Here is a 24430-nt window from a genome sequence, read left to right as displayed (position 1 = left end):
CGAAGTCGATCAGGACTTCACGCCACCCGCGGTCAGGCCGGAGATGATGCGGCGCTGGAAGATCAGCACCATGATCACCAGCGGGATGGTGACGATCGTGCCGGCGGCCATGATCGACGCGTACGGCTGGACCAGCGGGTCGTTGCCGGAGAACCGGGCGATGGCCACGGTGACCGGCTCGGTGGACTGGCTCGACAGCAGCCGGGCCAGCAGGTACTCGTTGACCGCGGCGATGAACGCCAGGATCGCGGTGGTGAACACCGCGGGCGCGGCCAGCGGCAGCATGACCAGCCGGAACGCCTGGAACTTGGACGCGCCGTCGATCCGCGCGGCTTCTTCGAGCTCCCACGGCAATTCGGCGAAGAACGAGGCCAGGATGTAGACGGTCATGGGCAGCACGAAGGAGATGTTCGGGATGATCATCGCCTGGTACTGGCCGATCCAGCCGATGTTGGTGAACAGCTGGAACAGCGGGGTCACCAGGACGACGGCCGGGAACATCGACGCGCTCAGGATGAGCCCGGAGACCAGGTACTTGCCCTTGAAGGTCATCCGCGCCAGCGCGTAGGCGGCCATCACACCGAGGATCAGCGCGATCGCCGTCGTCGCCGCGCCGATGATGACGCTGTTGATCAGCGCGTTGCCGAAGTCGTTGCCGCGGCTGGTGTCGAAGGCGTTCTGGAAGTTCTCGAACGTGACGTGGGTCGGCCACGGGGTCGAGTCGAAGGTGTAGGCGGGGTCGCGGAAGGCGACGACGGCCATCCAGTAGAACGGCGCGAGACCCCACACCAGGATGATCAGCACGCCCACGTAGAGCCGGACGCTGCCGAAGCGCTTCTTCCAGCTCACCGGGCGGACGTCGGGCGCGGGGGATTTCGGGTAGCTCATCAGTTCGCCTTCCGCTGCTCTTCCTGCGTGCGAACCGCGTTGGCGCCCAGGATCTTCACCAGGACGAACGCGATGCCGAACACCAGCAGGAAGGTGATCGTGGAGAGGGCGGCCGCGCTGTTGGGGCCCTGGCGCACCTGGTCGACCACCAGGATCGACATGGTGCGGGTGGCGTCGTTGTTCAGCGTCATGATGGCGGGCAGGTCGTACATGCGCAGCGCGTCCATGGTGCGGAACAGCACCGCGACCAGCAGGGCGGGCTTGAGCAGCGGCAGGGTGATGTGCCAGAACCGCTGCCAGGCGGTGGCGCCGTCGACCTTGGCAGCCTCGTACACGTCGGCCGGGATCACCTGCAGGCCGGCCAGGATCAGCAGGGCCATGAACGGCGTGGTCTTCCAGACGTCGGCGGCGATCACCGCGAACCGGGCGGGCCACTCGTCGGCGGTCCACAGGATGTGGGTGCCGAGCACGCGGTTGACCACGCCGTCGTACTGGAACATGAACTCCCACAGGCGCGCGGTGACGGCCGTGGGGATGGCCCACGGAATCAGCACGGCGGCGCGCAGCAGGGCGCGCCCGCGGAAGGTCTTGCCCATGATCACGGCCATGCCGAGGCCGAGCACGGCCTCGAGCGTCACCGTGACCACGGTGAAGAACAGCGTGACCCCGACCGCGGTCCAGAACTGCGCGCCGAGGGTGCCGGTGGGGCAGGGCACGGTCCCGGCGGCGGTGCTGCACTGCTGCAGCAGCCAGTGGGTGTAGTTGTCGAAGCCGGCGCTGCCGCCCTCGACGAACATTCCGGTGGCCGGGTCGAGGCCCGGATCCTTCTGGAACGACATCCAGATCGCCCGCGCCACCGGATATCCGATGACGATCGCCAGTGCGACGAGCACCGGCGCGACGAACAACCATGCCCTACCGGATTGCAGCGCAAGGCCGCGCTGCTTGGCTCCCGAAGGATCCGACACCGTTTACTCTCTCCTACGGTCTGGTCGGGTCCGCTGCGCGATCCGCTACGAACCGGCGGTCTCGATGCCCTTCTGCATGCCGACGATGGCGTCGTCGACGGACTTCGTGCCGTTCAGCGCAGCATAGGCGTTGTCCTGGATGGCCTTCGACACCGCGGGATAGAACGGGGTGACCGGACGCGGCACCGCCGAGGCGATGGACTCCTTGAGCGCGGGCAGGTACGGCATCTTGGCGATCAGGGCGGGGTCGTCGTAGAGCGAGGTGCGCACGGACGGCAGGGCGCCGGAGGCGATGATGTGCTGCGCCTCCTCGCTGATCAGGTAGCGCACGAAGTCCGCGGCGGTGGCCTTGTTCTTGGAGAACGCGGAGATGGCGGCGTTGTAGCCGCCCAGGGTCGAGGCGCCGATGCCGGTGTTGCCGGGCAGCGGGGCGACGCCGAACTTGTCCTTGACGGCCGAGGAGTCCGAGCCCGCCTGGGCGTAGAGGTAGGGCCAGTTGCGCAGGAACAGCAGCTTGCCGGTCTCGAAGGCGTTGGCGCTCTCACCCTCCTTGAAGGTGATGGCCTCCTTCGGGATGTCGCCGTTCTTGTAGGCGTCGACGAGCACCTTCAGGCCGGCCCGCGACTCGGGGCTGTTGACGGTGGGGGTCTTGCCGTCGGCGCCGACGAAGCTGCCGCCGTAGGCGTTGATGACCTCGGAGGTGTTCACGGTCAGGCCCTCGTAGGGGGCGAGCTGACCGGCGTAGCAGCCGATGTTGTTCTCGCGCGCGATCTGGCACTGGCCGAGCATCTCGGTCCAGGTGCGCGGCGGGTTGGGCACCAGGTCCTTGCGGTAGTACAGCAGGCCGCCGTTGGTGTTGCGCGGGGCCGCGTAGAGGGTGCCGTTGTAGGTGGCGCTGGCCACGGTCGGCGCGAGCAGCGGCGCGGTGTCGATCGCGAAGGTGTCCTTCAGCGGCTGGATCCAGCCCTTGGCGGCGAACTCGGCGGTCCACGGCACGTCGAGGGCGACCACGTCGTAGCCGGACTGCTTGGAGCGGAAGTGCTCGACGAGGTCGTCGTGCTGCTGGTTGGCGTCGGCCGACTGCTCCTTGAACGTCACCTGCTCGTTGGGGTGCGCGGCGTTCCAGCGGTCGATGAGCTGCTTGACCACACCGGTCTCGGTGGTGTCCTTGCCCTCGACGTAGGTGATCGGGCCCCGGTCGGTGAGATTCTGGCCAAGGGCGTTGCCGCCGTCGTCGCTCGAGCACGCACTGGTGAAGGAGGCTGTCAGCAGCGCGATCGAGGCGGCAGCCAGCGTCGCTCGTGGGACGAACTTCAGGGCCATAGCGGACACTCCATGGTCGAGACGTGAGCAGCAGCACACCGAATCGGTGCACAAGGCAACATACAGGGTCTAGATCATCCGCGTGGGTTCGCCGTCGGTTGATCTCCCGTAGGCTCGATCCGGTGACCAGTTCGCCGGCGACTCCTGATCGGATGCTCACCCGCATCGGTGGGCTGCTGCGCAAGGCCGAATCGACCGACAACGCGCACGAGGCGGAGGCGTTTCTCGCCGCGGCGCAGCGGCTGGCCACAAAATCTTCGATCGACCTGGCCGTGGCGCGCTCGCACATCGCCGCGCGGGAGCGCCGCCCGGTGCCGGTCCAGCGGATCATCCCGATCGGCGAGCCGGGAAAGAAGGGTTTGCGCACCTACGTGCAGCTCTTCGTCGCCATCGCCACCGCCAACGACGTCCGCTGCGATGTGGCGCGCAGCTCGGCGCAGGTCTACGCCTACGGGTTCGACACCGACATCGACACCTGCGAAGCGCTCTATACGAGTCTGCTGATCCAGATGGTGCGGGCCTCGGACCACTACATCAAGTCCGGTGCCTACCGGGAGGCCACCGTCACCAAGGTGGTCGAGGAGCGGCGGTTCGGGCGCACCGTGCGGCGCCGGGTGCAGGCGCCCGTGGCCGGGGTGACCGCGCGGCTGAATTTCCAGATGGCCTTCGCGGCCCGGATCGGCGCGCGGCTGGCCGAGGTGAAGGCGGAGGTGGTCGCCGAGACGACCGCGGCACCGGACTCGGCGACCGGCACCGCGGTGGCCCTGCGCGACAAGGAGGTGGCGCTCACCGACTTCTACGCGCGGACCTCCGAGGCAAGGGGCACGTGGCGCGGCCCGCAGACGTCCACGGGTCATTCGGCGGCGGCGCGGCGCGCGGGGGACCGGGCCGGTCGCGATGCCCGGTTGGGCGCGTCCCCCGAATTGCCCGCCGCGCGGGGCAGACTCGGGCCCGGCGGACGATGACCGGCGCGGGCGCACCGCCGCGCGACTCCCAGCGCGCCCGCGTCTACGACGCGGAACAGCTGGTCCGCGGGATGTTCGACCGCGCGGCCGAATTCGGTCACCGCACGGTGCAGTTCCACGGCTCGACGCTGACCCTGCCGGTGGAGCGGCGGTTCGCCTCGGTCGAATCGGTGCAGGACTACGCCGACCGGGTGCTCGCCCTGAACTGGGTGCGGTCGCGGTGGGAACGGGCCCGCACCCCGGTCGGGGTGCGGGCCAGGGCCGGGGCCGCCGCGGCGCACTACGAACCGGAGTCCGCCGTGCTGGCCGTCCCGCTGCACACCGGCGCGACCGCCTGGGCGTTGCGCGAGCTGGTTGTGCTGCACGAACTGGCACACCATCTCGCGCCGGCCGGCGTCGCCCTCGCCCCGCACGGGCCCGAATTCTGTACCCGCTACCTGGAACTCGTCGACGGGGTGATCGGGCCGGAGGCGGCGCTGCTGTTGCGCGCCACCTTCGACGGATGCGGGGTGCGGACGGGGTGATCAGTCCTCGGCGAGGGTGATCCGGACGTCGATGTTGCCGCGGGTGGCGTTGGAGTACGGGCAGACCTGGTGGGCCTGGTCGGCCAGTGCCTGCGCTTCGTCACGGGACAGATGCGGCAGCGAGATCTCCAGCACCGCCGAGAGCTGGAAGCCGCCGGTCGCGGTCGGCTCGAGCGAGACCTGGGCGCCCACCGCGGAATCGGCGACGTTCGCGCCCGCCTTGGTGCCGACCAGCCGCAGCGCGGAGTGGAAGCACGCGGCGTAGCCCGCGGCGAACAGCTGCTCGGGGTTGGTGCCGTCGCCGCTGCCGCCCATCTCCTTCGGGAAGGCCAGCTTCACGTCGAGCTTGCCGTCGCTGGTGCGCGCGGTGCCGTTGCGGCCGTCGCCGCTGGACAGGGCTTCGGCGGTGTAGAGGATCGACATGGGTGCTCCTATTTCTCCTGGTCGGTCAGGGACTGGTTGAGCGTCCGCAGCAGCGTCCGCAGGGTGGTTGCCTGTTCGGCCGACAGGCCGGCGGCCCGCGCCATCTCCTCGGGGATCCGGCAGGCCGCGGCCCGGAGTTCCTGGCCGGTGCCGGTCAGCGCCACCTCGACCCGGCGCTCGTCGGCGGTGGATCGGCGCCGGTGGACGAAGCCGCCCGCCTCCAGCCGCTTGAGCAGCGGAGACAGCGTGCCCGAGTCGAGGGCGAGGGCGTGGCAGAGCTCGCCGACGGTCTGTTCGTCGCGTTCCCAGAGCGCGAGCATCACCAGGTATTGGGGGTAGGTGAGGCCCAGCTTCTCCAGCTTCGGCCGGTAGACCGCGGTCATCGCCCGGGACGCGGCGTACAGCGGGAAACACAGCTGCTCGTCGAGGGAGAGGTTGTCGGCCATGTCCACAACAGTAGGGCGCAATTGAGTTGTGCACAACCAAATCGGGCATGGCGTGGGTCACACCCGCCGGACGCGGCCGCTAGCGCGCGGTGCGCGCCACGACGGCCCGGACGCGCTCGTAGCGGCGCAGCCACCAGTCGACCCGCTCGTCGTCCGTGCAGCGCCACCGGTCGAGCAGCTCCGGCGCCGGCTCCGGCGGCGCGGTCGGTACGGGCAGGAAGCCGTCGACCGGCCGCAGCGAATCGTGGACCAGGTCGCCGTCGAACAGGTCGAGAGTGCCCAGCCCGCAGGCGAAGTCGAGGTCGGGCAGCGCGCCGGCGAGGGCCAGCTGGGCCGCGAGGCCGACGCTGGTCTCCAGCGCGGAGGACACCACGGACGGCAGCCCGGCGGCGGCCGCGACCGCCAGCGCGCGCCGGACCCCGCCCAGCGGAGCGCATTTCAGGACCGCGACGTCGGCGGCGCCCGCGACCGCCACCCGCATCGGGTCCTCGGCGCGCCGGATCGATTCGTCCGCGGCGATCGGCACCCCGACCCGCCGGCGCACCTCGGCGAGTTCGCCGACGGTCCGGCACGGCTGCTCCACGTACTGCAAACCCCCGGCGGCGCGGTCGAGTTCGATGATCCGTGACACCGCGGTGGCGACGTCCCAGACGGCGTTGGCGTCCACCCGGACCGCGCCGGTGTCCCCGAGCGCCTCGCGCACGGCCGCCACCCGTGCCAGGTCCTCGCGCAGCGACCCGGGATGGTCGGCCACCTTGACCTTGGCCGTGGCGCAACCGGATTCGCGCACGATCCGCGCGGCCTTCGCGGGTCCGACGGCGGGGACGATGCAGTTCACCGCCACCCGGTCCCGCACCGGCGCCGGCCAGCCGCTCTCCGCCTGCTCGAGGGCGGTGGCCAGCCACGGCGCGGCCTCGCGGTCGCCGTACTCGGCGAACGGGCAGAACTCGCCCCAGCCCGCCTCGCCCCGGATCAGCATTCCCTCCCGCACGGTGATCCCCCGGAACCGCGTACGCAGCGGAATCGCATAGACGAACGTCTCGCTGATCATCGTCCGAGCGTACTGCGCGGGCGGCCCGTGGCGAGCCGCCCGCGCGGCGGTCACAGTCGTTCGATGACGGTGGCGTTGGCCAATCCGCCCGCCTCGCACATGGTCTGCAGCCCGTAGCGGGCCCCGCGCTGGTGCAGGGCGTGCACCAGGGTGGTGGCCAGCCGGGCGCCGGAGGCGCCGAGCGGATGACCCAGCGCGATGGCGCCGCCGTTGACGTTGACCCGCGACAGGTCGGCGCCGGTCTCCCGTGCCCAGGCCAGGACCACCGGCGAGAAGGCCTCGTTGATCTCGACCAGGTCGATGTCGGCCAGGGTCAGTCCGGCGCGGTCGAGGACCTTGCGGGTGGCCGGGATCACGGCGGTCAGCATCAGCAGCGGGTCGTCGCCCGCCACGGCGAAGCTGTGCAGCCGGGCCAGCGGGCGCAGGCCGAGCTGGGCGGCCTTCTCGCTGGTGGTGATGAGGACCGCGGCGCTGCCGTCGCTGACCTGGCTGGCCGAGGCGGCGGTGATCTGCCAGCCGATCTGCGGGAATCGTTCGGCCATCGCGGGGTCGAAGTAGGCCGGGCGCAGCTTCGCCAGGGTCTCGAGGGTGCTGCCGGTGCGGATGCCCTCGTCGGTGGCCAGGCCGTTGATCGGGGCGAGTTCGGGGGTGAAGAGCCCGTCCTTGGTGGCGCGCGCGGCCTTCTCGTGACTGGCCAGCGCGAACTCGTCGAGCTCGGTGCGGGTCAGTCCCCACTTCGCGGCGATGAGTTCGGCGCTGATGCCCTGCGGTACCAGGTCGTCGGGGTAGCGCCGCGCGAACGCCTCGCCGGAGAAGTCGGTGGCGCCGATCATGTTGGCGCCCATGGGCACCCGTCCCATGGATTCGACGCCCGCGGCGACCACGACGTCGTAGGCGCCCGCGATGACGCCCTGCGCCGCGAAGTGGATCGCCTGCTGGCTGCTGCCGCACTGGCGGTCCACGGTCGTGGCGGGCACGGATTCGGGGTAGCCGGCGGCCAGTGCGGCCCGCCGGGTCATGTTGGCGCCCTGCTCGCCGACCTGGGTGACGATGCCGCCGATGACGTCATCGATGAGCGCCGGGTCGATGCCGCTGCGCGCGACGATCTCGCGCAGGCTGTGCGCGAGCAGGTCGACCGGATGTACGTCGTGGAGCGCGCCGCCGGGCTTGCCCCGGCCGATCGGTGTCCGCACCGCTTCCACGATGACCGCGTCTCGCATGGCCGTTCCTTTCTAACTTGTGAGAACTAAAGTCAGCGTACGACCAGACTATGAACAACTCAAGTCAGCTGGCGGTATGATGGACCACATGTCCGCTGTGATGGAAGGTCCGCTCGCCGATCTCGACGCCTGGGAGACGACCGGCTGCTCGATCGCGCGCGCCATGGACCTCATCGGCACCCGCTCGGCGATGCTGATCCTGCGCGAGGCCTACTACGGCACACGGCGATTCGACGGCTTCGCCCGCCGCGTCGGGGTCACCGACGCCGCGGCGGCCAGCCAGTTGCGCAAGCTCACCGAGGCGGGGCTGCTGGAGAAGCAGCCCTACCGGGAGGAGGGCCAGCGCACCCGCAACGAGTACGTGCTGACCAAGAAGGGTCTCGACCTGCTGCCCGCGGTGGTCGCGCTCTGGCAGTGGGGCGACGAGTACCTGCAGCCGGGCCCGCCGCCGCTGCTGCGCGTCGACGCCGAGACGGGCGAGCCGGTCCGGGTCGAACTGCGCAGCGCCGACGGCACCCCGATCGAGCTGGACCGGCTCGGCGTCCGCGTCAACAAGGAATACCTGCGCGCCCGCAAGCGCGCGGGCGACTAGGCGGTGAACACCCCGACGTTGACGTCCTCGGTGCCGAACCGCTGGTAGAGGTGCACCCACAGCAGCACCATGGGCTCGGTGCTGCGCGCGGTGGCCAGACCGCCCAGGTCGACGATCTGCGCGGCGGTCCAGCCGAAGGCGTTCAGCAGCTCGATGACCTGCTTCTTGGCGTCCGCGTCGTCACCGCTGACGAAGATGCTGTGGTCGCCCGGGATGCGGGCCGGATCGACCATGGTCGCGTTGTTGACCGTGTTCAGCGTCTTGACCACCCGCGCCTCGGGAAAGGCCAGCTGGATGGTCTCGGCGACGCTGCCCGCCTCGGGCGTGATCAGGCGGGGCGGGAAGCCCTGGGAGAAGTCGAGCGAATTCGACACGTCGACGAGGATCTTGCCGCGCAGGTTCTCCGCGCCCGCCGCGGTCAGCGCCGCGACCGACACCGTGCCCGAGGTCGCGTTGACGATCAGCTCCGCGGCCGCGGCGGCGTCGGCGAAGGTGCCGTGCGCGCCCCCGGTCGCGGCGGCCCAGGCGGCCGCGTCGGCGTTGTCGGCGGTCCGCGAACCCATCGTCACCTCGTGCCCGAGCTCGACGAGCTTGCCGGCGAGCCGCTGCCCGACCTGGCCGGTTCCCAGTACCGCGATACGCATGGCGCGAGTGTAGAAGCCCGGCGAGCCCGCGCGCGAGCCGTTGCGCGCAGGGCGAAATCAGGCCAGCGCCCGGGCGCCCGGCGGGTGCCCGGGGCGCACCCGGTCCCGGCCGGTGGCGACGATCAGGTCGGCGACCAGCAGTCCTTCGGCGTCCTCGTCCAGCGGAACGGCGAGATCGCGGCCGTCGGGGCCGAGGATCCGCGCCACCCCGCTGCCGCCCCTGAGCAGCCTGCGCCGCGGGGTGCCGGGGCCCGCGACCTCCCAGCCCGCGACGGGGACGACGGCCGTCGGCGCGATCACGTAGCTGCCGCCCGCGCGGGCGTAGCGGCGGCTCGTGTCGGTGCACAGCTCGGGCCCGCGCGTCCTCGGTTCCCCCTCGTAGACGGTGAACCCCGGCCAGGCGGCGACGTGGATCTGCTCGCCCGCCCGGTGCATGTCCTCGCACACGCCCGGCCGCAGGTGGTCCGTGCCGCCGAGCACGCCGACCCTGCCGACGGCGGTCTCCCGGATCAGCGGACGCCGCGGCGCGGAGCCGAAGACGGTGCGCTCGAGCGGCGTCGGCGCGCCCTTGCGCGCGACCTGCACGTCGCCCCGGTCGTCGATCAGCGCCTGCGACATGAAGACCTGCTCGCCGTCGCGCTCGGAGAAGCCGAGCGCGACGTGGATGCCGCGGCGGCGCGCCGCGTAGCGGATCGCGCGTAGTTCCGGGCCGTCCGCGGTCATCGAGTTGCGCCGGTACCGGGCGATGATGTCGCCGTCCCAGTCCACGGCACTCAGCCACATCCACCACGGGAAACCGGGCAGGAACGTCTCCGGGAAGGCGACCAGCCGCGCGCCCTGGTCGGACGCCGACTCGATCAGAGAAACGACCTGGTCGACACCGGCCGCCAGGTTCAGCCATCGGGGCGCGGCCTGCACCGCCGCCACTCGTACCCTGCTCGACATCGTTCTCCTCGTTCCCGGCCGTGACACCTTGCATCAGGTACGACACCCGACACACCGGGTCCTCACGCAGCCACGGCTGAGATGACGATCACCCCATAATCGCCGTGAGCCTTTCCCACGCATCGTGTCCATTCATCGAGTACTGGCGGAGGAGGTGCGTGTGACCACGACGTCACCGGCGCCCGAGGCAACGCTGGACGACGCGACCCTGGCCGGTCGGGCGCGTGACGGCGATGTCCGGGCCTACGAACAACTGGTGGTGCGCTACCAGGGCCCCATGTTCCGGCTCGCGTCGCGCATGCTGGGCGACCGCGCCGAGGCCGAGGACGTGACCCAGGAGGTCTTCCTCAACGCCTGGCGCAACCTGTCCCGGCTCCAGGACGACGCGGCCTTCGCGGGCTGGATGTACCGGATGACCACCAACCGGTGCCTGAACGTGCTGCGCGCCCGCCGCCCGACCACCGAGATGGACCCCGAGACCACGCCGTCCACGCGCACCGAGACCCGCCCCGACCACGCGACCGAGGTCAGCAGCCAGCTGGCCGCGCTGACCGACGCGCTGCAGGAGCTGACGCCCGAGCAGCGGGCCTGCTGGCTGTTGCGCGAGGTCCACGGCCGGTCCTACGACGAGATCGCCGAGATCGTCGGCGCGAACAACGCCGCGGTGCGCGGCCGGATCGCCCGGGCTCGCGCGCAACTGGCAGAGGTGATGAAACCATGGCGATGACCACCGACAACGACTACACGCTGCCCTGCGGGCGCGGTGTCGAGCAGATCTGGCAGCACCTGACGGACCCCGAGTCGGGCCCCGACGCCCACGAACGGGCGTGCCCGGACTGCCGGGCGGCCCGTGAGAGCCTGCTGACCCTGCGCGACGCCACGCGCGAACTGATCGAGGAGCCCGACCCGCCGCCGCCGGATCTGTTCGGCCGCATCATGTCCGCGGTGCGCGCCGACGTGCGGCGCGGTCGCGCGGTCACCGTCGACTCGGCCGAACCCGGTTCGGTGCAGGTCAGTGAGCAGGCGGTCGCCGTGCTGCTGCGCTACGCCGCCGACACCGTCGACGGGGTCAGGGCGAGGAGCTGCCGGGTGCGCGGCGTGGACGGCGACGGCGACGACGGCACCGACGGGCTGGCGGTCACGATGACCCTGGCCGTGCGGCACGGCGCCCACCGCATCGAGGACCTCGTCACGGCGGTGCGCGAACGCGTGCACGCCGCGGCGTCCGCCCGGATCGGCGTGCGCGTCGTCCGGCTCGACATCGCCGTCACCGATCTCTACGAGGAGCGATCGTGACCGCACCGGAGACGCGCCTGACCGTCGGCCCCGCGGTGATCGCCGCCGTCGCCGCCGACGCGGCGACCCGGGTCCCGGGCGTCGCGCGGCTCGAGCCGGGCGTCCTCGGGCTGGCCGGCCAGTACGCGGGCACCGGCGGACAGCTGTGGAGCGGTCTGCCGACCGCGGCGACCGCCGGGGTGCGCGTGCGCCGCGCCGAGGGCAGGCTGACCGTGCAGGTCGACCTGGCGCTGACCGCGACGGCGCAGGTCACGCGGGTCGGCCGCGCGGTGCAGCGCGCGGTCGTTCGCGCCGTGGCCGAGGCGACCGCGGAGACCGTCGACTCGGTGACGGTCTCCGTGCTGGACATCGAACCGAGGTGACCGTGAACCGAGCGACCGACCTGACCGCCGCGATCGTCGCGGCGCTCGACGACTTCGACGACGTACACCCCGCGGTGCCGATGGGCATGCGCGGCGGCCGCTGGCTGCCCTGGGACCCGCACCGATTCGCCGTCGAACTCGGCGAGGAGGCGGTGGAGATCCGGATCGTCGCCGGTTCGCTGCCGCTGTCCGCCCTGGTCGAGCGGGTCGGCGCCGCGGTGCGTCCGCTGCTCGACGAAAGCCCGTGGGCCGGAGCGACGCTCCGTGTCCACGTCGTCGCCCTGCACGCCGACGCGCTGGGCGCCGACAGCGATCCAGATCACGATTCCGGTCCGTGAGGTTCCGCGCGGGCCCGTGTCCTAACAGATGTCAGATCGTCCGTCCTTGCCACACAACATGATCGGGAGGAAACACGTGAGCACCGTCGTGAAGGACACCGAGAACAACAAGGCCGCCGACAAGGCGACCACCGAGCGCAACACCGCCGAGCGCCCGCACCCGCTGGCGACCGACCTGGGCACCACCACCGTCGCCGACACCGTGGTACAGAAGATCGCCGGGCTGGCCGCCCGCGAGGTCCGCGGCGTGCACGACCTCGGCGGCGGCACCGCCCGGGCCATCGGCGCGCTGCGCGACCGCATCCCGGGCGCCTCGTCGAGCATCGGCCAGGGCGTGTCGGTGGAGGTCGGCGAGAAGCAGGCCGCGGTCGACCTCGAACTCGTCGTCGAGTACGGGGTCTCGATCGCCGAGCTCGCGAAGGCGGTGCGCCGCAACGTCATCACCGCCATCGAGCAGATGACCGGCCTCGAGGTGGTCGAGGTCAACATCAACGTCAACGACGTCTACATCGAGGATGACTCCGAGCAGCAGCCGACCCGCGACCGGGTGCAGTGACATGAGTGCCACCGCGATCTGCCTCGCCATGGGCCTGTCCCTGGGATTCGCCGCCGCGTTCGGCGGGCTCGGCGCGTTCGCCGTCGTGCTGATCTTCGGTGGCCTCGGTCTGCTGGTCGGCCGCTGGCTCGACGGCCAGGTCGACCTGGCCGGCCTGATCCGGACCACCCAGGATCGGGGCAGGCGGTGACCACCGTCACCGCCGAACTGCCCGGCGCGACCACGGTCGGCGAGCGGGCGGTCCGCCGCATCGCCGCCCGGGCCGCGGCCGAGGTCGACGGCGTGGAGCCGGACGTGCAGGTCGAGGCCCAGGTCGTCGGGACCGGGGCCGGGCTGCGCGTCCGGCTCCCGGTCCGCTACCCGTGCTCGGTCACGCAGGTGACCGACCGGTGCCGAGCCCACCTGATCGCACGGGTCACGGAGCTGACCGGTTTGACCGTGCCGCGCGTGGACATCGAGGTGACCGCCCTCGTGCCCGCGCCCGCCGAGAGGAGAGTGCGATGAAACGACGTCCCCGCCGGATCGTCCCGGCGGTGCTCGTCGCGACGGCGCTCGGCGCACTCGCCGTGCTCGTCGCGGTGACCCTCGTCCAACGCCTGACGGGCACACACGAACTGGTGTCCTACGACAGCGTGGCCACCCGCCTGCACACCACCGCGTGGGACAGCGCGTGGGTGCTGGCGGGCGGGATCGTCGCGGTGGTGCTCGGCCTGCTGCTGCTGGCCGCGGCGCTGCTGCCGGGCCGCGCGGTCGTCGTGCCGCTGGAGGCCGAGGACGAGGTCGAGGCCGGCATCACCCGGCGCAGCCTGCGCCACGCGATCGCCGACGCCGCGGCGGGGGTGGACGGGCTCGACCGGGCCCGGGTCCGGCTGCGCGCGAAGAAGATCCGGGTCAGCGGGCACACCCACCACACCGCGCCGAAGACCGCCGAGGACATCGGTGTCGCGGTCGGCGCGCGGCTCGACCGCATCCGCCCCGCCGGGACACCCCGGCTGCGCACCAGCCTGCGCGCGATCACGCCGGGAGGTACCCGATGACAACCGCCAACCGGCCCGCGCGGCTCAACCGCGGCGTGCTCGGCCTGCTCGGGCTGGTGCTCGTCGCGGGCGGCGCGGCGGTCCTCGCCGTGCACTTCGGTGCCGTCTCGCGGATCTCGCCCGGCTCACCGCTGGTGCCGGGCACCGAGGAGCCGCCCCGGCTGGTGTTCTACGCGGTCATCGCCGGCGCGGTGATCGTCACGCTGCTCGCGCTGCGCTGGCTCGCGGCCCAGTTCACCCGGCTGCCGAGGCGCGAGACCTGGCAGCTGGGCGCGGCGGACGCGCAGGGCCGCACCCTGCTCGGCTCCGACGCCGCCGCGGCCGCCGTCGCCGCCGACGTGGAGACCTATCCCGGCGTCCGGTCGGCGACCGCGCGGCTGTCCGACGGACCCGCCGCGCCGAACCTGCACCTGGTGATCGACACCGACCCCGATGCCGATCTCCCGGCGATCCGGCGGCAGATCCTCGGCCACGCGGTCGGGCGGCTCTGCACCGCGCTCGACCTGGTCACGGTGCCCGTCTCGGCGGAGTTCCGGATCGCCGACCGGGCCCGGACCGCGCGGGCGCTCTAGCGCGACGCCCGGCCGGGGCCGCGGCCGGGCCTCAGCGCAGCCGCCTGCCGTCCTCGGCGGCGAAGAAATACACGTGCTCCGGGTCGGCGACGAGCTCGAGCCGGTCGCCCCTGGCCGGCGGCTTGCGCCAGTCGACCCGGGCCACGATGCTCTCCCCGGTGTGCCCGCTGGACCCGTCCGACAGCGCCCGCCCGTAGACGTAGGCGTCGGAGCCGAGTTCCTCGATGACGTCGACCTCGAGACGGATGCCGCCGTCGCCCGCCGAGAGGTGCTCGGGCCGGATGCCGAGGACCACCGAACCGGCGCCCGCGTCGGCCACCGAGCGCGGGACCGGGATGGCGTGGCCGCCGAGGGTGACGGTGCCGTCGTCGACGGGCAGGGTGAACAGGTTCATCGCGGGCGAGCCCATGAACCCGGCGACGAACTGGTTGGCCGGGTCGCGGTAGAGGTCGCGCGGGGACGCGCACTGCTGCAGCAGGCCGTCCTTGAGCACGGCGACGCGGTCGCCCATGGTCATCGCCTCCACCTGGTCGTGGGTGACGTAGACCGTGGTGGTGCCGAGCCGCCGCTGCAGCTGGGCGATCTGGGTGCGGGTCTGCACGCGCAGCTTGGCGTCGAGGTTCGACAGCGGCTCGTCCATGAGGAACACCTGCGGCTGCCGCACGATGGCCCGGCCCATGGCCACCCGCTGCCGCTGGCCGCCGGACAGCGCCTTGGGCTTACGGTCCAGGAACTGCTCGAGGTCGAGCAGCTTGGCCGCCTCCAGCACCCGCTGCTCCCGCTCGGCCTTGGACACCTTGGCCAGCTTCAGCGCGAAACCCATGTTCTCCGCGACCGACATGTGCGGGTACAGCGCGTAGTTCTGGAACACCATCGCGATGTCGCGTTCCTTGGGTTCCACATCCGTGACGTCGGAGTCCCCGATCAGGATCCGCCCGCCGTCGACCTCCTCGAGCCCCGCGAGCATCCGCAGCGAGGTCGACTTGCCACACCCGGACGGCCCGACCAGCACCAGGAACTCGCCGTCGGCGATCTCCAGGTTCAGCTGATCCACCGCGGGCCGCTGCCCGCCCGGGTAGAGCCGGGTGGCGCGATCGAAGGTCACCGTAGCCATACGTAAACCACATCCCATTCACCGGCAGGAACGTGCCGGACGATCCGAGTAACAGGGGTCGAACGCGGTGATAGTACCCGGCGGGCGGCCTCGGTTCCGGTGTTCGATCGGCGGCACTGACCTGGGGGTTCAGGTGGGGCAGGCGGCGGTGAGGATCGGGAGCAGGGCCTTCGCGCCGACCATGTGGTTCTGGCCGGGCAGGATCTGGTGGCTCGCGTTCGGTACCGCGGCGACGAGCTGTTCGGCGACCGCGTGCAGGCTCCGCGGGCTCTTCGCGCCGACCACCACGTGCACCGGGACCTCGATGCGGGCGAAGCGGTGGACGGGGGCCGGTTCCGCGGTCAGGGCGATGTCGTAGCGCAGGGTGGGTGCCAGCGCCTTCATCGTGCGCCTGCCGGGGAAGAACGGGAGCAGGGCGACGAAGGCGCGGGGCATACCGATCCCGCGCAGGAAGACCGTCAGCGCCCGGGCGTGCTCGCCCGCGTCGAGTTCGGCGCCGACCGCCCGCGCGAGGCGGGCGTAGGAATCGCGTTCGGTGGCGTCGTGAACGTAGGACGCGTCGTAGGCGACCACGCCGGTGACCTTGTCCGGCATGCGGGCGGCGGCCTCGAGGGCGAGCGCCGCGCCCGAGGAGTGCCCGTAGAGCAGGGCGCGGCCGCCCGCGGCATCGATCATCGCCTCGATGTCGTCCACCTCGCGCGCGACCGCGTAGGGCCCGGTGTCCCCGCTGTCGCCGCGTCCGCGTCGGTCGTAGCTGTACACGGTGAAGGCGCGGGCGAAGACCTTCGCGTCGGCGGCGACCGGCAGGAAGGAGCGGAAGCAGGTCGCCCCCGTGATGTAGAGCAGCGTGGGCCCGGTGCCGGACACGTCGTAGGCGATGGTCGTGCCATCCGCGGAGGTCGCCGTCGGCATGTGTGGATTCCTTTCGCGGCCGGAACGGGTCCCGGGTCGTCGGAGCCGTCTGGGTACTACGACGGGGAGACGCGGCGGAACTCATCGGCGCGCGGGCGCGGTCACCGTCGCGCGGGCCCGGCGGTGGCACTATCGGAGGCATGGATAGCGCCGAGGTGACCGGCTCGTCCGGTCCCATCGCCCGTTCGGCGGACGGGCGTTCGTTCGTGGTCGACGACGCCGGGAACATGCCGCTCACCGTCGGTTCGCTGGCCGTGCTCACGGCCGAGGGGCGCCGCCAGCTGGTGCTCGTGGAGGGACGGTCCGCGCAGGCGCCGGTGCGGCTGCACGGGCGGCTGCTCGGCGAGCTCGTCGACGGTGGGGTCGAGCTGCGCAGCGGGTTCCCGTTCGAGCGCGGCGTGCTGGAGGCGGCCGACGCCGCGACGGTCAGCGCCCTGCACGAGACGACGGGTTCGGTGCTCGAGGTCGGCGCCGACCTGACCGCGCCCGGCGGCCCGGCCCGGCTCTCGCCCAAGCGCTTCAACCGGCACACCTTCTGGTGCGGGCAGAGCGGGTCGGGCAAGACCTACGCGCTCGGGGTGGTGCTCGAGGAACTGATCGCGCACACCGAACTGCCGGTGGTGATCTTCGACCCGAATGCCGACTTCGTCCGGCTCGGCGAGCTGAACCCCGACGCCACCGGGGTGACGGCGGCCGCGCTGAGCAGGCGCGACATCCGCGTGCTCCGCCCGAACACCGGCCCGAAGCCGCGCCTGCGCGCCCGCTTCACCGGCATGCCGCTCGCGTCCCAGGCGGCGATCCTGCGGCTGGACCCGGTGGCCGATCGGGAGGAGTTCAACGCCTTCGTCCACCTGCGCTTCCAGGACATGGACGGCGAGATCGACCAGGTCCTCTCGAAGATCCAGGCCATCGACGACACGGTGATGCGCAGGCTCGCGCAGCGGGTGGAGAACCTCGGCATCACCGAATGGGAGGTGTGGGCGGGCCCGGACCGGTCGGTGGTCGACATCGTCGACGAACGGCCCGATGCCACCGTGCTCGATCTGGGCGGCTTCTCCACGCCCGATCAGCAGCTGGTGGTCGCGCTGTCGCTGCTCGACGACCTGTGGGCGCGGCGCGAGGAACGCAGGCCGGTGCTGCTGGTCATCGACGAGGCGCACAACCTGGCCTCGCCGCAGCTGGATTCACCGATCGCGGTGGCCGTGCGCGAACGACTGATCCAGATCGCGGCGGAGGGCCGCAAGTTCGGGCTGTGGCTGCTGTTGTCGACCCAGCGGCCGTCCAAGGTGCACTCCGGGATCATCTCCCAGTGCGACAACCTGGCCCTGATGAAGATGACCTCCCCGCAGGACCTCGACGAGCTCGGCACCTACTTCGGGTACGCGCCCGCCGCGATGCTCGCCCAGTCCCCGTGGTTCCGGCAGGGCGAGGCCCTGTTCGCCGGTGGTTTCGTGCCCGCGCCGGTGCTGGCGAAGGTGCGGCCTCGGCTGACCGCCGAAGGGGGCGCCGATGTCGGTGTCCCGCTGCGCGATCGCCGCCCCGCGGACGGCCTCGCGCGCGGGTAGGCTCGGTTCCGCAATCGTCAGCGAGCCCTAGGAGTGCCGCGCATGACCCGTCCGGTCCGCATCGGTATGCAGTTGCAGCCCCAGCACGCCCCCGACTACGGCCTGATCCGCGACGCGGTGCGGCGGGCCGAGGACGCCGGGGTGGACATCGTCTTCAACTGGGACCACTTCTACCCGCTGACCGGCGACCCGGCCGGCGCGCACTTCGAGTGCTGGACCATGCTCGCCGCCTGGGCCGAGCAGACCGAGCGGGTGGAGTTCGGCGCGCTGGTCACCGGCGGCGGCTACCGCAATCCCGACCTGCTCGCCGACATGGCGCGCACGATCGATCACATCAGCGGCGGCCGGCTGATCCTCGGCATCGGCGCGGGCTGGTTCGAACGCGACTACGCCGAGTACGGCTACGAGTTCGGCACCCCCGGCACCCGCCTGAAACTGCTGAAGGACAACATGTCCCGGCTCACCGCCCGGCTGCGCGAGCTCAACCCGGCCCCGGTGCGCGACATCCCGATCCTCATCGGCGGCGGCGGCGAACGCAAGACCCTGCGCCTGGTCGCCGAGTACGCCGACATCTGGCACTCCTTCGCCGACCTGGACGTGCTGACCCACAAGAACAAGATCCTCGCCGAGCACGCGGCCGAGGTCGGCACCGACGAGTCGCGCATCGAGCGCTCGGTCCAGTGGCCGGGGCGGGAGGCCGCCGACGCCCTGCACGCCGCCGGTGTCACCTTGTTCACCATCGGTGTCTCCGGCCCCGACTACGACCTCACCGAGGTCGAACGGGCGCTGGCCTGGCGCGACGAGATCAACCCCGAACAGGTCGCTGGCCTGGCCTGACCGGCGCGGCGCCGGTTGCGCGCGTCGCGAACCGGCGCCGGACGGGTCACCTATCGTCTATCAGCATGGCTGGACTGCGTGCTGTGCGAACCCGGGCTCTGTTCGCGGCGTTGCTGCTGGTCGCCGGGGTCGCGGCGACCGGCTGCGGCGACGGAGGCGGGGCGACGGCCGCCGACCTGTGTTCGCCGCCCGGCCCCGCCGCCGCCTCCGCCGCGCCGGACAACCTCGCCTCGGACGCGGCCGCGGCCGCCGAGGACCGCTACACCACCGCGACCACCGCCCCGCTGACCTCGATCGACACCACGAAACTCGGGCTGCTGAGCCCGGGCAGGCTCAGCGTCGGCACGCTGTCGGACGCGCCGCCGAGCATCTGCGTCAACTCCCAGGGCACGTTCACCGGGTTCGACAACGAACTGCTGCGGGCCATCGGCGCGAAGCTGGGCCTGGAGGTGCAGTTCTCCGGCACCGAGTTCGCGGGGCTGCTCGCCCAGGTGTCGAGCAGGCGCTTCGACGTCGGCTCCTCCAACATCACCACCACCGAGGCACGCAGGCAGCTGGTCGGCTTCACCAACGGCTACGACTTCGGTTACTTCTCGCTGGTCGTCCCGAACGGCAGCCGGATCCAGAAGTTCTCGGACCTGAACAGCGGCACCCGCGTCGCGGTCGTGCAGGGCACGGTGCAGGACGAGTTCGTGGTCAACCAGCTGAAGCTGGACCCGGTGAAGTTCCCCGACTACAACACCGCCTACGCCAACCTGAAGTCCGGCCAGGTCGACGCGTGGGTCGCGCCGTCCGCGCAGGCCGAGGGCGCGATCAAGCCCGGCGACCCGATCTCGGTGTCGCAGAACACCTTCAGCCTGGACAACTTCGTCGGCTACGCGGTCGCCAAGAACAACCAGCCCCTGATCGACGCGCTCAACTCCGGCCTCGACGCCGTGATCGCCGACGGCACCTACGCCCGCCTCTACGCCGACTGGGTCCCGCGCGAACTCCCGCCGGGCTGGAAGCCGGGCTCCCGATCCGCCCCGGCGCCCCAGCTCCCCGACTTCCGCGCCCTCGCCGCCGACAAGCCGACGGGCGACACCGCCGAGGTCGCGCAGAAATCGACCCTGGAGCAGCTGAAGGACACCTTCTTCGACTGGTCGCTGTACCGCAAGGCGTTTCCCGATCTGATCAAGACCGGTCTGCCGAACACACTGATCCTGGCGCTGGTCTCGGGGGTGCTCGGCACCCTTCTCGGCATGCTCCTCGCGGTCATGGGCATCTCGCGCACGCGCTGGCTTCGCTGGCCCGCGCGGGTCTACACCGACATCTTCCGCGGCCTGCCCGCCGTCGTGATCATCCTGCTGATCGGCCTCGGCGTCGGCCCGGTCGTCCGCAACATCACCGGCAACAACCCGTACTGGCTCGGCGCGGTCGCCCTCGCCCTGCTGGCCGCCGCCTACATCGGCGAGATCTTCCGGTCCGGCATCCAGTCGGTGGAGCCGGGGCAGATGGAGGCCGCGCGCGCGATCGGCTTCGGCTACCGGCAGTCCATGACGCTGGTCGTCATCCCGCAGGGCGTGCGCCGGGTGCTGCCCGCGCTGATGAACCAGTTCATCGCCCTCATCAAGGACTCCTCCCTGATCTACTTCCTCGGCCTGCTCGCCTCCCAGCGCGAGCTGTTCGCCGTCGGCCGCGATCTGAACGCCCAGACCGGCAACCTGTCCCCCCTGGTCGCGGCGGGTCTGATGTACCTGGTGCTGACCATTCCGCTGACCCATCTGGTCAACTACATCGACCGCCGGATGCGCACCGGGAAACCGGCCGCCGCGCCCGACGATCCCATCGACCCGGTCGAGCAGGCCGTCATCACCGAAGGGCGCTGACCCATGAGTGCATCCCTCACCGGCACCGGACTGAACCTCACCCTCGGCGGCAACCACATCCTGCGCGGCGTCGACATCAGCGTCGACGCGGGCACGACCACCACGGTGATCGGGCCCTCCGGCTCGGGCAAGTCGACCCTGCTCCGGGTGCTCAACCGCCTGCACGAGCCCGATTCCGGCGACATCCTGCTGGACGGCGAGTCGGTGCTGAAGGAGAACCCGGACGCGTTGCGCCAGCGCATCGGCATGGTGTTCCAGCACTTCAACCTGTTCCCGCACAAGACCGTCGCCGAGAACATCGCGTTGGGCCCCCGCAAGCTGCGCGGCCTGTCCAAGGAGCAGGCCAGGGCGGAGGCGCTGGCCCAGCTGGAGACCGTCGGCCTCGCCGACAAGGCCGACGCGCGCCCGGCCAACCTCTCCGGCGGGCAGCAGCAGCGGGTCGCCATCGCCCGCGCGCTGGCCATGAAGCCGCAGATCATGTTCTTCGACGAGGCGACCTCGGCCCTCGACCCGGAACTGGTCAAGGGCATCCTGGCGCTCATGACCGACCTGGCGTCGGGCGGGATGTCGATGATCGTGGTGACGCACGAGATGGGCTTCGCCCGCAGCGTCTCCGACCGGGTCGTCTTCATGGACCGCGGCGTGGTCGTGGAGACCGGAAGCCCCGATCAGCTCTTCGACGACGCGGGCACCCCGCGCCTGCGCAAGTTCCTCGACCAGGTGCTCTGAACAGCCGCGACCGGGACTCCGGCTATTCATGCGCAACTGTTAATGTCGGAAGCGCAAGAGCTCGATTCGTCATGCGCCGGGCCCCGCGTCCGGCACCGGACAGAGGGACAGCCGATGACCACCGCACACATCGAACACACCGATCACGACCACGCCCACGGCCCCGCCTGCGGGCACGCCGCGGTGCCGCACGGCGATCATGTCGACTACGTCCACGACGGTCACCTGCACCGCGAACACGACGGCCACTTCGACGAGTGCGAGACCAGCGCACACGTCGAGCACACCGATCACCCGCACGTGCACGGCGAGGGCTGCGGGCACGTCGCCGTGCCGCACGGCGATCACGTCGACTACATCCACGACGGTCACCGGCACGCCTCGCACGACGGTCACTACGACGACCACTGACCGCGCGCGGCCGGTCAGTCGCGCACGGTGACCGGCGCGGCCCACAGCACCGGGGCGTCGGCGGCGGTCGGCCGGGTTCGCCAGGCCGCCAGCCGGGCCCGCTGCCAGGCCGCCAGCTCGCCGATCGGATCCACGGCGTCGTGCGCGGCGTCGATCGCGCACACCGCCTCCTGGAGGGGAAAGCGGTCCTCCGGCACGCCCGCCAACGTGTGGAAGGCGTGATCGGTGGGCAGCGGCCAGCGGGTGGCGGTGACGAGTTCGGCGCCGTTGGCGAGGGCGGCGGTGGTGAGCCCCAGCGCCTCGGTGAAGCGCTGGTCGCCACCGCTCTCGCAGGCGACGAGGGCGACCCGGCTCGGCATGGGGTAGCGGTCGCGGCCGGCGACCGGGTGCTCGTCGAGCGTGTGGGTGCCCAGCAGGAGGTCCTTGGCGGTGAGCGGGCGATGGGTCCGGGTGAGCGCCGCGAAACCGCGGGTGTCCGGGCCGCAGGTCAGGTGCAGGGCGGCATGCTCGCTCTCGCCGGAGTCGGGCGCCGCGGCGGTGACATGACCGAGGTAGAACAGCCGCGCGGCGCCCGCGGCGAGCGTCGCGGCCAGCCAGTCGCGGTCGGTGTCGGTGCGCCGGAACAGGCCGCCGGCGGGGGTGATTCGCGCGCCGTAGGCCGAGAAGTGCCGGGCGATCGGGCTTTCGGGCGTCGTGCGGCCCAGCACCGAACCCAGTTCGGAATCGGCGCGGAAGCCGGGAACACGCGGGTCGAGGACGGCGACCACCGGCAGGTCGCGCGTCTCGGCCCAGCGGCGCACCGCGCGGTCCGGGGCGCGGACGACGGAGGCGGGGGCCAGCAGGCTGAGGTCGACGAGGTCGAGGAGCCGGATGTCGGGGTCGGGGGCGAGCAGTTCCCACGGCACCTGGGCCAGCCGGGGCGACGGCTGGATCCGCAGGTGGGGCACGATCCCGCGTTGGTGGAAATCGTGCAGCTGCACGGCCAGCGCGTAGGGGAGCAGGACGCGCGAGAGTTCCTGGGCGAAGGCGTTCTCCGCGTCGGGATCGGCCAGGACGCCGGTGGTGAGCGCCCGGCGGAGGCCCGCCGGGTCGCCGGGCCGGGGCAGCTCGGCCGCGAGCCGGGCGACGACACGATCCACGTCCTCGCCGGGCAGCACCGCGACGCCCGGCGCGGCGGCCGCGTCGAGCCAGCGCCACGCGACGTAGACGTCGCCCGCGTCGGCGAGGCGGATCAGCGCGGTGGGTGGCACGGCCGGGCTCCTGCTCATAGGACGATCGTCTGCCGGTCGCGGACGGTCCGGCCGTAGCGGGCCTCCGCGAGGGCGATGTAGTCGGCGAGGGCGGGCCTGCCGTCGATGACGAGGCGCGGCGGCGGGGCGACGGGGATGCCCGCGGCGGCGGCGACGTCGGCGAGGGCGGCGCCGAGGCGCAGCGCCTCGGTGCCCGCCGTCAGCGGATGCCCACCCGCGTCCGGGGCCGTGCCGGTGCCGTCGAACAGGTCGTAGGGCAGCGCCACCGGCGGCGGCGCGGCGGCCGCCGACGACAGGTCGAGGGGCGTTCCGGCGCACTGGGTTTCGACGAGGTCGGCGACCAGGCGCGCGTCGCCGGTCCGGACGGCGAAACGGAACGCGAGCCGCATGGCGGGCGCGGCGATCTCCCGGTGCCAGCGATCGCGCTGCCGCCCGTTGGGCAGCGTGTGGCGGACGGCGTCGATGGTCAGGGCGGCGGGCACCGCGAGCCGGACCGCCTCGGCCGCGGCCCGCGCGGACGCGGGATCGCCGGGCGGCGCGCCCTCGACCAGCCGGTCGAGGAGTTCGGCGTGCCAGTAGTCCAGCTGGGCGCAGTGCAGGCCGAGGCCGTGGGCGGCGAAGACCGCGAACGACTCGGCCAGCAGCGCCTCGCCCTCGGCGGCGGCACCGGAGGCGTACAGCACCGTGGCCAGGCGGACGCGGACGTCGGCGGCGTCGCTGATTGCGCCGGACGCGGCGAAACCGTCGAGCGCGGCGCGGTACCAGGCGCGGGCCGTGGCGAGGTCGCCGCCGCTCTCGGCCAGGAAGCCGGCGATCTTGGCACCGACACCGACGCGGTGGGCGAGGCCGGCCCGCTCGAAGAAGTCCTGGCTCGCGGCCAGGGGCTCGCCCGCCTCGGCGTGGCGGCCCGCCCGCAGGTACATCGTCGCCAGGTTCTGCTGGGTCTCGGCGACAGCGGCGGCGTCGCCCGCCTCCCGGAAGGCGTCCATGGCCTGCGCGGCGAAGTCGAAGGCCAGCTCGGTCCGCCCGGTCTCGAAAGCGCTCGCGGCCAGGTTCATCAACGGATGCCCGGCCAGCGCCGGCGCGTGCTCGCGGGTGACCGTCAGCGATTCCCCGGCCAGCTCGCTCGCGCGGGCCCACTGCTGCCGGTGCAGGGCGACGGCGGTCAGCGACAGCAGGCAGGCCACCCGCAGCATGCCCTGGTCGGGCAGGCCGGCCAGCAGCGTCCGCGCCTCCTCCAGGACCGCTGCCGCCGCGTCCAGCTCGCCGAGGTGCTGGAACGCCTGGGACAGGTTGACCAGCGCGGCCGGCCGCTGGTGGGCGGCGTCGTCCGGCATCTCCGCCAGCGCGGTCCGGAACAACTCGACGGCCCGGCGGTGCTCGCCCCGCTCGTCGGCCATGCTCGCGGCGTTGATCAGGGCGGCGGTGCGCAGCCTGCCGGTCTCGCCCGCGGCGACCTCCTCGAAGATCGCCTGGGCGGCGGCGGTGTCGCCGCGCTGGTAGGCGGCGTACCCGGCGGTGAGCCGCTCGTTGTCGCCCGCGGCCGGGGTCGCGTTCACTGCCACGGCGCCCGCCCGCCCGCGTCGTGCCCGTT

The 24430-nt window shown here is 72.1% G+C and carries 30 protein-coding genes; 17 read left to right on the top strand and 13 right to left on the bottom strand.

Features of this window, described 5'->3' with window-relative positions; genetic code table 11:
• Positions 1-9: 9 nt before the first annotated feature.
• From ON36_RS27620 to ON36_RS27610, 3 genes are read right to left on the bottom strand one after another with little or no spacing between them, the layout of a single operon-like run.
• Positions 10-888: a carbohydrate ABC transporter permease gene (locus ON36_RS27620; protein WP_083885462.1), complete on the bottom strand. Its 879-nt coding sequence runs from the start codon at positions 886-888 to the stop codon at positions 10-12.
• A complete protein-coding gene (locus ON36_RS27615) occupies positions 888-1856 on the bottom strand; it encodes a carbohydrate ABC transporter permease (RefSeq protein ID WP_043659563.1) in 969 nt (322 codons plus the stop codon). The genes ON36_RS27620 and ON36_RS27615 overlap by 1 nt, the downstream gene beginning before the upstream one ends.
• A gap of 45 nt (positions 1857-1901) precedes the next feature.
• On the bottom strand, positions 1902-3179 hold the full coding sequence (locus ON36_RS27610; protein WP_043659561.1) for an ABC transporter substrate-binding protein: 1278 nt from the start codon (positions 3177-3179) through the stop codon (positions 1902-1904).
• Positions 3180-3331: 152 nt separating this feature from the next.
• Between ON36_RS27610 and ON36_RS27605 the strand changes: the two genes are divergently transcribed.
• Together ON36_RS27605 and ON36_RS27600 are read left to right on the top strand one after the other, a co-directional pair.
• Positions 3332-4144, top strand: a complete 813-nt coding sequence (locus ON36_RS27605) for a DUF2786 domain-containing protein (RefSeq protein ID WP_043659559.1) — start codon at positions 3332-3334, stop codon at positions 4142-4144.
• Positions 4141-4668: a TIGR04338 family metallohydrolase gene (locus ON36_RS27600; protein WP_043659557.1), complete on the top strand. Its 528-nt coding sequence runs from the start codon at positions 4141-4143 to the stop codon at positions 4666-4668. Before ON36_RS27605 ends, ON36_RS27600 begins: the two co-directional genes overlap by 4 nt.
• Here the strand turns inward: ON36_RS27600 and ON36_RS27595 are convergent, their stop codons facing one another.
• The 4 genes from ON36_RS27595 to ON36_RS27580 form a co-directional block, all read right to left on the bottom strand.
• Positions 4669-5091: an organic hydroperoxide resistance protein gene (locus ON36_RS27595; RefSeq protein ID WP_043659553.1), complete on the bottom strand. Its 423-nt coding sequence runs from the start codon at positions 5089-5091 to the stop codon at positions 4669-4671.
• A gap of 8 nt (positions 5092-5099) precedes the next feature.
• The gene (locus ON36_RS27590; RefSeq protein WP_043659613.1) at positions 5100-5537 is read right to left on the bottom strand and encodes a MarR family winged helix-turn-helix transcriptional regulator; all 438 of its coding nucleotides are present in this window, start codon (positions 5535-5537) and stop codon (positions 5100-5102) included.
• Positions 5538-5616: 79 nt separating this feature from the next.
• Positions 5617-6588 carry an o-succinylbenzoate synthase gene (locus ON36_RS27585; protein WP_043659549.1) on the bottom strand — a complete coding sequence of 324 codons (972 nt, stop codon included), beginning with the start codon at positions 6586-6588 and terminating at the stop codon, positions 5617-5619.
• 50 nt (positions 6589-6638) lie between these two features.
• Entirely contained in the window at positions 6639-7808 is a 1170-nt protein-coding gene (locus tag ON36_RS27580) for a thiolase family protein (protein WP_043659546.1), read from the bottom strand.
• Between the two features lie 88 nt (positions 7809-7896).
• Between ON36_RS27580 and ON36_RS27575 the strand changes: the two genes are divergently transcribed.
• Positions 7897-8400, top strand: coding sequence for a winged helix-turn-helix transcriptional regulator (locus tag ON36_RS27575; RefSeq protein WP_245558226.1), 504 nt, complete (start codon positions 7897-7899; stop codon positions 8398-8400).
• On the opposite strand, the gene ON36_RS27570 is transcribed toward ON36_RS27575, so the two are convergent.
• Positions 8397-9044: an NADPH-dependent F420 reductase gene (locus tag ON36_RS27570; RefSeq protein WP_043659544.1), complete on the bottom strand. Its 648-nt coding sequence runs from the start codon at positions 9042-9044 to the stop codon at positions 8397-8399. The genes ON36_RS27575 and ON36_RS27570 overlap by 4 nt on opposite strands.
• A gap of 57 nt (positions 9045-9101) precedes the next feature.
• A complete protein-coding gene (locus tag ON36_RS27565) occupies positions 9102-9989 on the bottom strand; it encodes a nitrilase-related carbon-nitrogen hydrolase (RefSeq protein ID WP_083885461.1) in 888 nt (295 codons plus the stop codon).
• A gap of 160 nt (positions 9990-10149) precedes the next feature.
• Between ON36_RS27565 and ON36_RS27560 the strand changes: the two genes are divergently transcribed.
• Genes ON36_RS27560 through ON36_RS27520 form a run of 9 tightly spaced genes read left to right on the top strand, consistent with a single transcriptional unit; the run spans position 10150 to position 14150 of the window.
• Positions 10150-10716 carry an RNA polymerase sigma factor gene (locus ON36_RS27560; protein WP_043659543.1) on the top strand — a complete coding sequence of 189 codons (567 nt, stop codon included), beginning with the start codon at positions 10150-10152 and terminating at the stop codon, positions 10714-10716.
• Complete coding sequence (locus ON36_RS27555; RefSeq protein WP_043659542.1) at positions 10707-11285, top strand: Asp23/Gls24 family envelope stress response protein; 579 nt, start codon at positions 10707-10709, stop codon at positions 11283-11285. Before ON36_RS27560 ends, ON36_RS27555 begins: the two co-directional genes overlap by 10 nt.
• Complete coding sequence (locus ON36_RS27550) at positions 11282-11647, top strand: Asp23/Gls24 family envelope stress response protein (RefSeq protein ID WP_043659541.1); 366 nt, start codon at positions 11282-11284, stop codon at positions 11645-11647. Before ON36_RS27555 ends, ON36_RS27550 begins: the two co-directional genes overlap by 4 nt.
• Before the next feature lie 2 nt (positions 11648-11649).
• Positions 11650-11985, top strand: a complete 336-nt coding sequence (locus ON36_RS27545; protein ID WP_043659605.1) for a hypothetical protein — start codon at positions 11650-11652, stop codon at positions 11983-11985.
• A gap of 58 nt (positions 11986-12043) precedes the next feature.
• The gene (locus tag ON36_RS27540) at positions 12044-12541 is read left to right on the top strand and encodes an Asp23/Gls24 family envelope stress response protein (RefSeq protein ID WP_052314401.1); all 498 of its coding nucleotides are present in this window, start codon (positions 12044-12046) and stop codon (positions 12539-12541) included.
• A 1-nt stretch (position 12542) separates the two neighbouring features.
• Positions 12543-12731 (top strand): hypothetical protein, encoded by a 189-nt coding sequence (locus ON36_RS27535; RefSeq protein WP_043659540.1) that lies wholly within the window; start codon positions 12543-12545, stop codon positions 12729-12731.
• Entirely contained in the window at positions 12728-13045 is a 318-nt protein-coding gene (locus ON36_RS27530) for a hypothetical protein (protein ID WP_043659539.1), read from the top strand. Before ON36_RS27535 ends, ON36_RS27530 begins: the two co-directional genes overlap by 4 nt.
• Positions 13042-13578 (top strand): DUF6286 domain-containing protein, encoded by a 537-nt coding sequence (locus ON36_RS27525; RefSeq protein ID WP_043659538.1) that lies wholly within the window; start codon positions 13042-13044, stop codon positions 13576-13578. Before ON36_RS27530 ends, ON36_RS27525 begins: the two co-directional genes overlap by 4 nt.
• A complete protein-coding gene (locus tag ON36_RS27520) occupies positions 13575-14150 on the top strand; it encodes a hypothetical protein (protein WP_043659537.1) in 576 nt (191 codons plus the stop codon). Before ON36_RS27525 ends, ON36_RS27520 begins: the two co-directional genes overlap by 4 nt.
• Positions 14151-14181: 31 nt before the next feature.
• Here ON36_RS27520 and ON36_RS27515 read toward each other — a convergent pair whose 3' ends face one another.
• Together ON36_RS27515 and ON36_RS27510 are read right to left on the bottom strand one after the other, a co-directional pair.
• Positions 14182-15264: an ABC transporter ATP-binding protein gene (locus ON36_RS27515; RefSeq protein ID WP_043659536.1), complete on the bottom strand. Its 1083-nt coding sequence runs from the start codon at positions 15262-15264 to the stop codon at positions 14182-14184.
• A 129-nt stretch (positions 15265-15393) separates the two neighbouring features.
• Positions 15394-16176 (bottom strand): alpha/beta fold hydrolase, encoded by a 783-nt coding sequence (locus tag ON36_RS27510; protein ID WP_043659534.1) that lies wholly within the window; start codon positions 16174-16176, stop codon positions 15394-15396.
• A 140-nt stretch (positions 16177-16316) separates the two neighbouring features.
• Here ON36_RS27510 and ON36_RS27505 point away from each other — a divergent pair, with 140 nt between their 5' ends.
• The 5 genes from ON36_RS27505 to ON36_RS27485 all read left to right on the top strand — a co-directional run bounded on the left by ON36_RS27505 (position 16317) and on the right by ON36_RS27485 (position 21586).
• Positions 16317-17741, top strand: coding sequence for an ATP-binding protein (locus ON36_RS27505; RefSeq protein ID WP_306306918.1), 1425 nt, complete (start codon positions 16317-16319; stop codon positions 17739-17741).
• Between the two features lie 42 nt (positions 17742-17783).
• The gene (locus ON36_RS27500) at positions 17784-18578 is read left to right on the top strand and encodes an LLM class F420-dependent oxidoreductase (protein ID WP_043659532.1); all 795 of its coding nucleotides are present in this window, start codon (positions 17784-17786) and stop codon (positions 18576-18578) included.
• Between the two features lie 65 nt (positions 18579-18643).
• The gene (locus tag ON36_RS27495; RefSeq protein WP_052314399.1) at positions 18644-20446 is read left to right on the top strand and encodes an ABC transporter substrate-binding protein/permease; all 1803 of its coding nucleotides are present in this window, start codon (positions 18644-18646) and stop codon (positions 20444-20446) included.
• A 3-nt stretch (positions 20447-20449) separates the two neighbouring features.
• Positions 20450-21175 carry an amino acid ABC transporter ATP-binding protein gene (locus tag ON36_RS27490; RefSeq protein WP_043659530.1) on the top strand — a complete coding sequence of 242 codons (726 nt, stop codon included), beginning with the start codon at positions 20450-20452 and terminating at the stop codon, positions 21173-21175.
• 114 nt (positions 21176-21289) lie between these two features.
• Entirely contained in the window at positions 21290-21586 is a 297-nt protein-coding gene (locus ON36_RS27485; protein ID WP_043659528.1) for a hypothetical protein, read from the top strand.
• Between the two features lie 14 nt (positions 21587-21600).
• Here the strand turns inward: ON36_RS27485 and ON36_RS27480 are convergent, their stop codons facing one another.
• Together ON36_RS27480 and ON36_RS27475 are read right to left on the bottom strand one after the other, a co-directional pair.
• Positions 21601-22854, bottom strand: coding sequence for a CHAT domain-containing protein (locus tag ON36_RS27480; RefSeq protein ID WP_043659527.1), 1254 nt, complete (start codon positions 22852-22854; stop codon positions 21601-21603).
• A complete protein-coding gene (locus tag ON36_RS27475; RefSeq protein ID WP_245558225.1) occupies positions 22851-24401 on the bottom strand; it encodes a tetratricopeptide repeat protein in 1551 nt (516 codons plus the stop codon). Before ON36_RS27475 ends, ON36_RS27480 begins: the two co-directional genes overlap by 4 nt.
• Between the last annotated feature and the right edge of the window lie 29 nt (positions 24402-24430).

Origin of the sequence: Nocardia thailandica NBRC 100428, from assembly GCF_000308795.1 — a bacterium.
In the GTDB taxonomy this organism is placed as follows: domain Bacteria; phylum Actinomycetota; class Actinomycetes; order Mycobacteriales; family Mycobacteriaceae; genus Nocardia; species Nocardia thailandica.
This window is presented reverse-complemented; position numbering and strand designations above follow the sequence as displayed.

Excerpts from the sequence above, each read along its gene's own strand:
- ON36_RS27485 (WP_043659528.1), top strand. The coding sequence starts at position 21,290 with ATGACCACCGCACACATCGAACACACCGATCACGACCACGCCCACGGC.
- ON36_RS27600 (WP_043659557.1), top strand. The coding sequence starts at position 4,141 with ATGACCGGCGCGGGCGCACCGCCGCGCGACTCCCAGCGCGCCCGCGTC.
- ON36_RS27610 (WP_043659561.1), bottom strand. The coding sequence starts at position 3,179 with ATGGCCCTGAAGTTCGTCCCACGAGCGACGCTGGCTGCCGCCTCGATC.
- ON36_RS27585 (WP_043659549.1), bottom strand. The coding sequence starts at position 6,588 with ATGATCAGCGAGACGTTCGTCTATGCGATTCCGCTGCGTACGCGGTTC.
- ON36_RS27605 (WP_043659559.1), top strand. The coding sequence starts at position 3,332 with ATGCTCACCCGCATCGGTGGGCTGCTGCGCAAGGCCGAATCGACCGAC.
- ON36_RS27510 (WP_043659534.1), bottom strand. The coding sequence starts at position 16,176 with ATGCCGACGGCGACCTCCGCGGATGGCACGACCATCGCCTACGACGTG.
- ON36_RS27480 (WP_043659527.1), bottom strand. The coding sequence starts at position 22,854 with ATGAGCAGGAGCCCGGCCGTGCCACCCACCGCGCTGATCCGCCTCGCC.
- ON36_RS27570 (WP_043659544.1), bottom strand. The coding sequence starts at position 9,044 with ATGCGTATCGCGGTACTGGGAACCGGCCAGGTCGGGCAGCGGCTCGCC.
- ON36_RS27515 (WP_043659536.1), bottom strand. The coding sequence starts at position 15,264 with ATGGCTACGGTGACCTTCGATCGCGCCACCCGGCTCTACCCGGGCGGG.
- ON36_RS27490 (WP_043659530.1), top strand. The coding sequence starts at position 20,450 with ATGAGTGCATCCCTCACCGGCACCGGACTGAACCTCACCCTCGGCGGC.
- ON36_RS27535 (WP_043659540.1), top strand. The coding sequence starts at position 12,543 with ATGAGTGCCACCGCGATCTGCCTCGCCATGGGCCTGTCCCTGGGATTC.
- ON36_RS27565 (WP_083885461.1), bottom strand. The coding sequence starts at position 9,989 with ATGTCGAGCAGGGTACGAGTGGCGGCGGTGCAGGCCGCGCCCCGATGG.
- ON36_RS27580 (WP_043659546.1), bottom strand. The coding sequence starts at position 7,808 with ATGCGAGACGCGGTCATCGTGGAAGCGGTGCGGACACCGATCGGCCGG.
- ON36_RS27500 (WP_043659532.1), top strand. The coding sequence starts at position 17,784 with ATGACCCGTCCGGTCCGCATCGGTATGCAGTTGCAGCCCCAGCACGCC.
- ON36_RS27505 (WP_306306918.1), top strand. The coding sequence starts at position 16,317 with ATGGATAGCGCCGAGGTGACCGGCTCGTCCGGTCCCATCGCCCGTTCG.
- ON36_RS27495 (WP_052314399.1), top strand. The coding sequence starts at position 18,644 with ATGGCTGGACTGCGTGCTGTGCGAACCCGGGCTCTGTTCGCGGCGTTG.
- ON36_RS27525 (WP_043659538.1), top strand. The coding sequence starts at position 13,042 with ATGAAACGACGTCCCCGCCGGATCGTCCCGGCGGTGCTCGTCGCGACG.
- ON36_RS27540 (WP_052314401.1), top strand. The coding sequence starts at position 12,044 with ATGATCGGGAGGAAACACGTGAGCACCGTCGTGAAGGACACCGAGAAC.
- ON36_RS27555 (WP_043659542.1), top strand. The coding sequence starts at position 10,707 with ATGGCGATGACCACCGACAACGACTACACGCTGCCCTGCGGGCGCGGT.
- ON36_RS27620 (WP_083885462.1), bottom strand. The coding sequence starts at position 888 with ATGAGCTACCCGAAATCCCCCGCGCCCGACGTCCGCCCGGTGAGCTGG.
- ON36_RS27590 (WP_043659613.1), bottom strand. The coding sequence starts at position 5,537 with ATGGCCGACAACCTCTCCCTCGACGAGCAGCTGTGTTTCCCGCTGTAC.
- ON36_RS27595 (WP_043659553.1), bottom strand. The coding sequence starts at position 5,091 with ATGTCGATCCTCTACACCGCCGAAGCCCTGTCCAGCGGCGACGGCCGC.
- ON36_RS27520 (WP_043659537.1), top strand. The coding sequence starts at position 13,575 with ATGACAACCGCCAACCGGCCCGCGCGGCTCAACCGCGGCGTGCTCGGC.
- ON36_RS27575 (WP_245558226.1), top strand. The coding sequence starts at position 7,897 with ATGTCCGCTGTGATGGAAGGTCCGCTCGCCGATCTCGACGCCTGGGAG.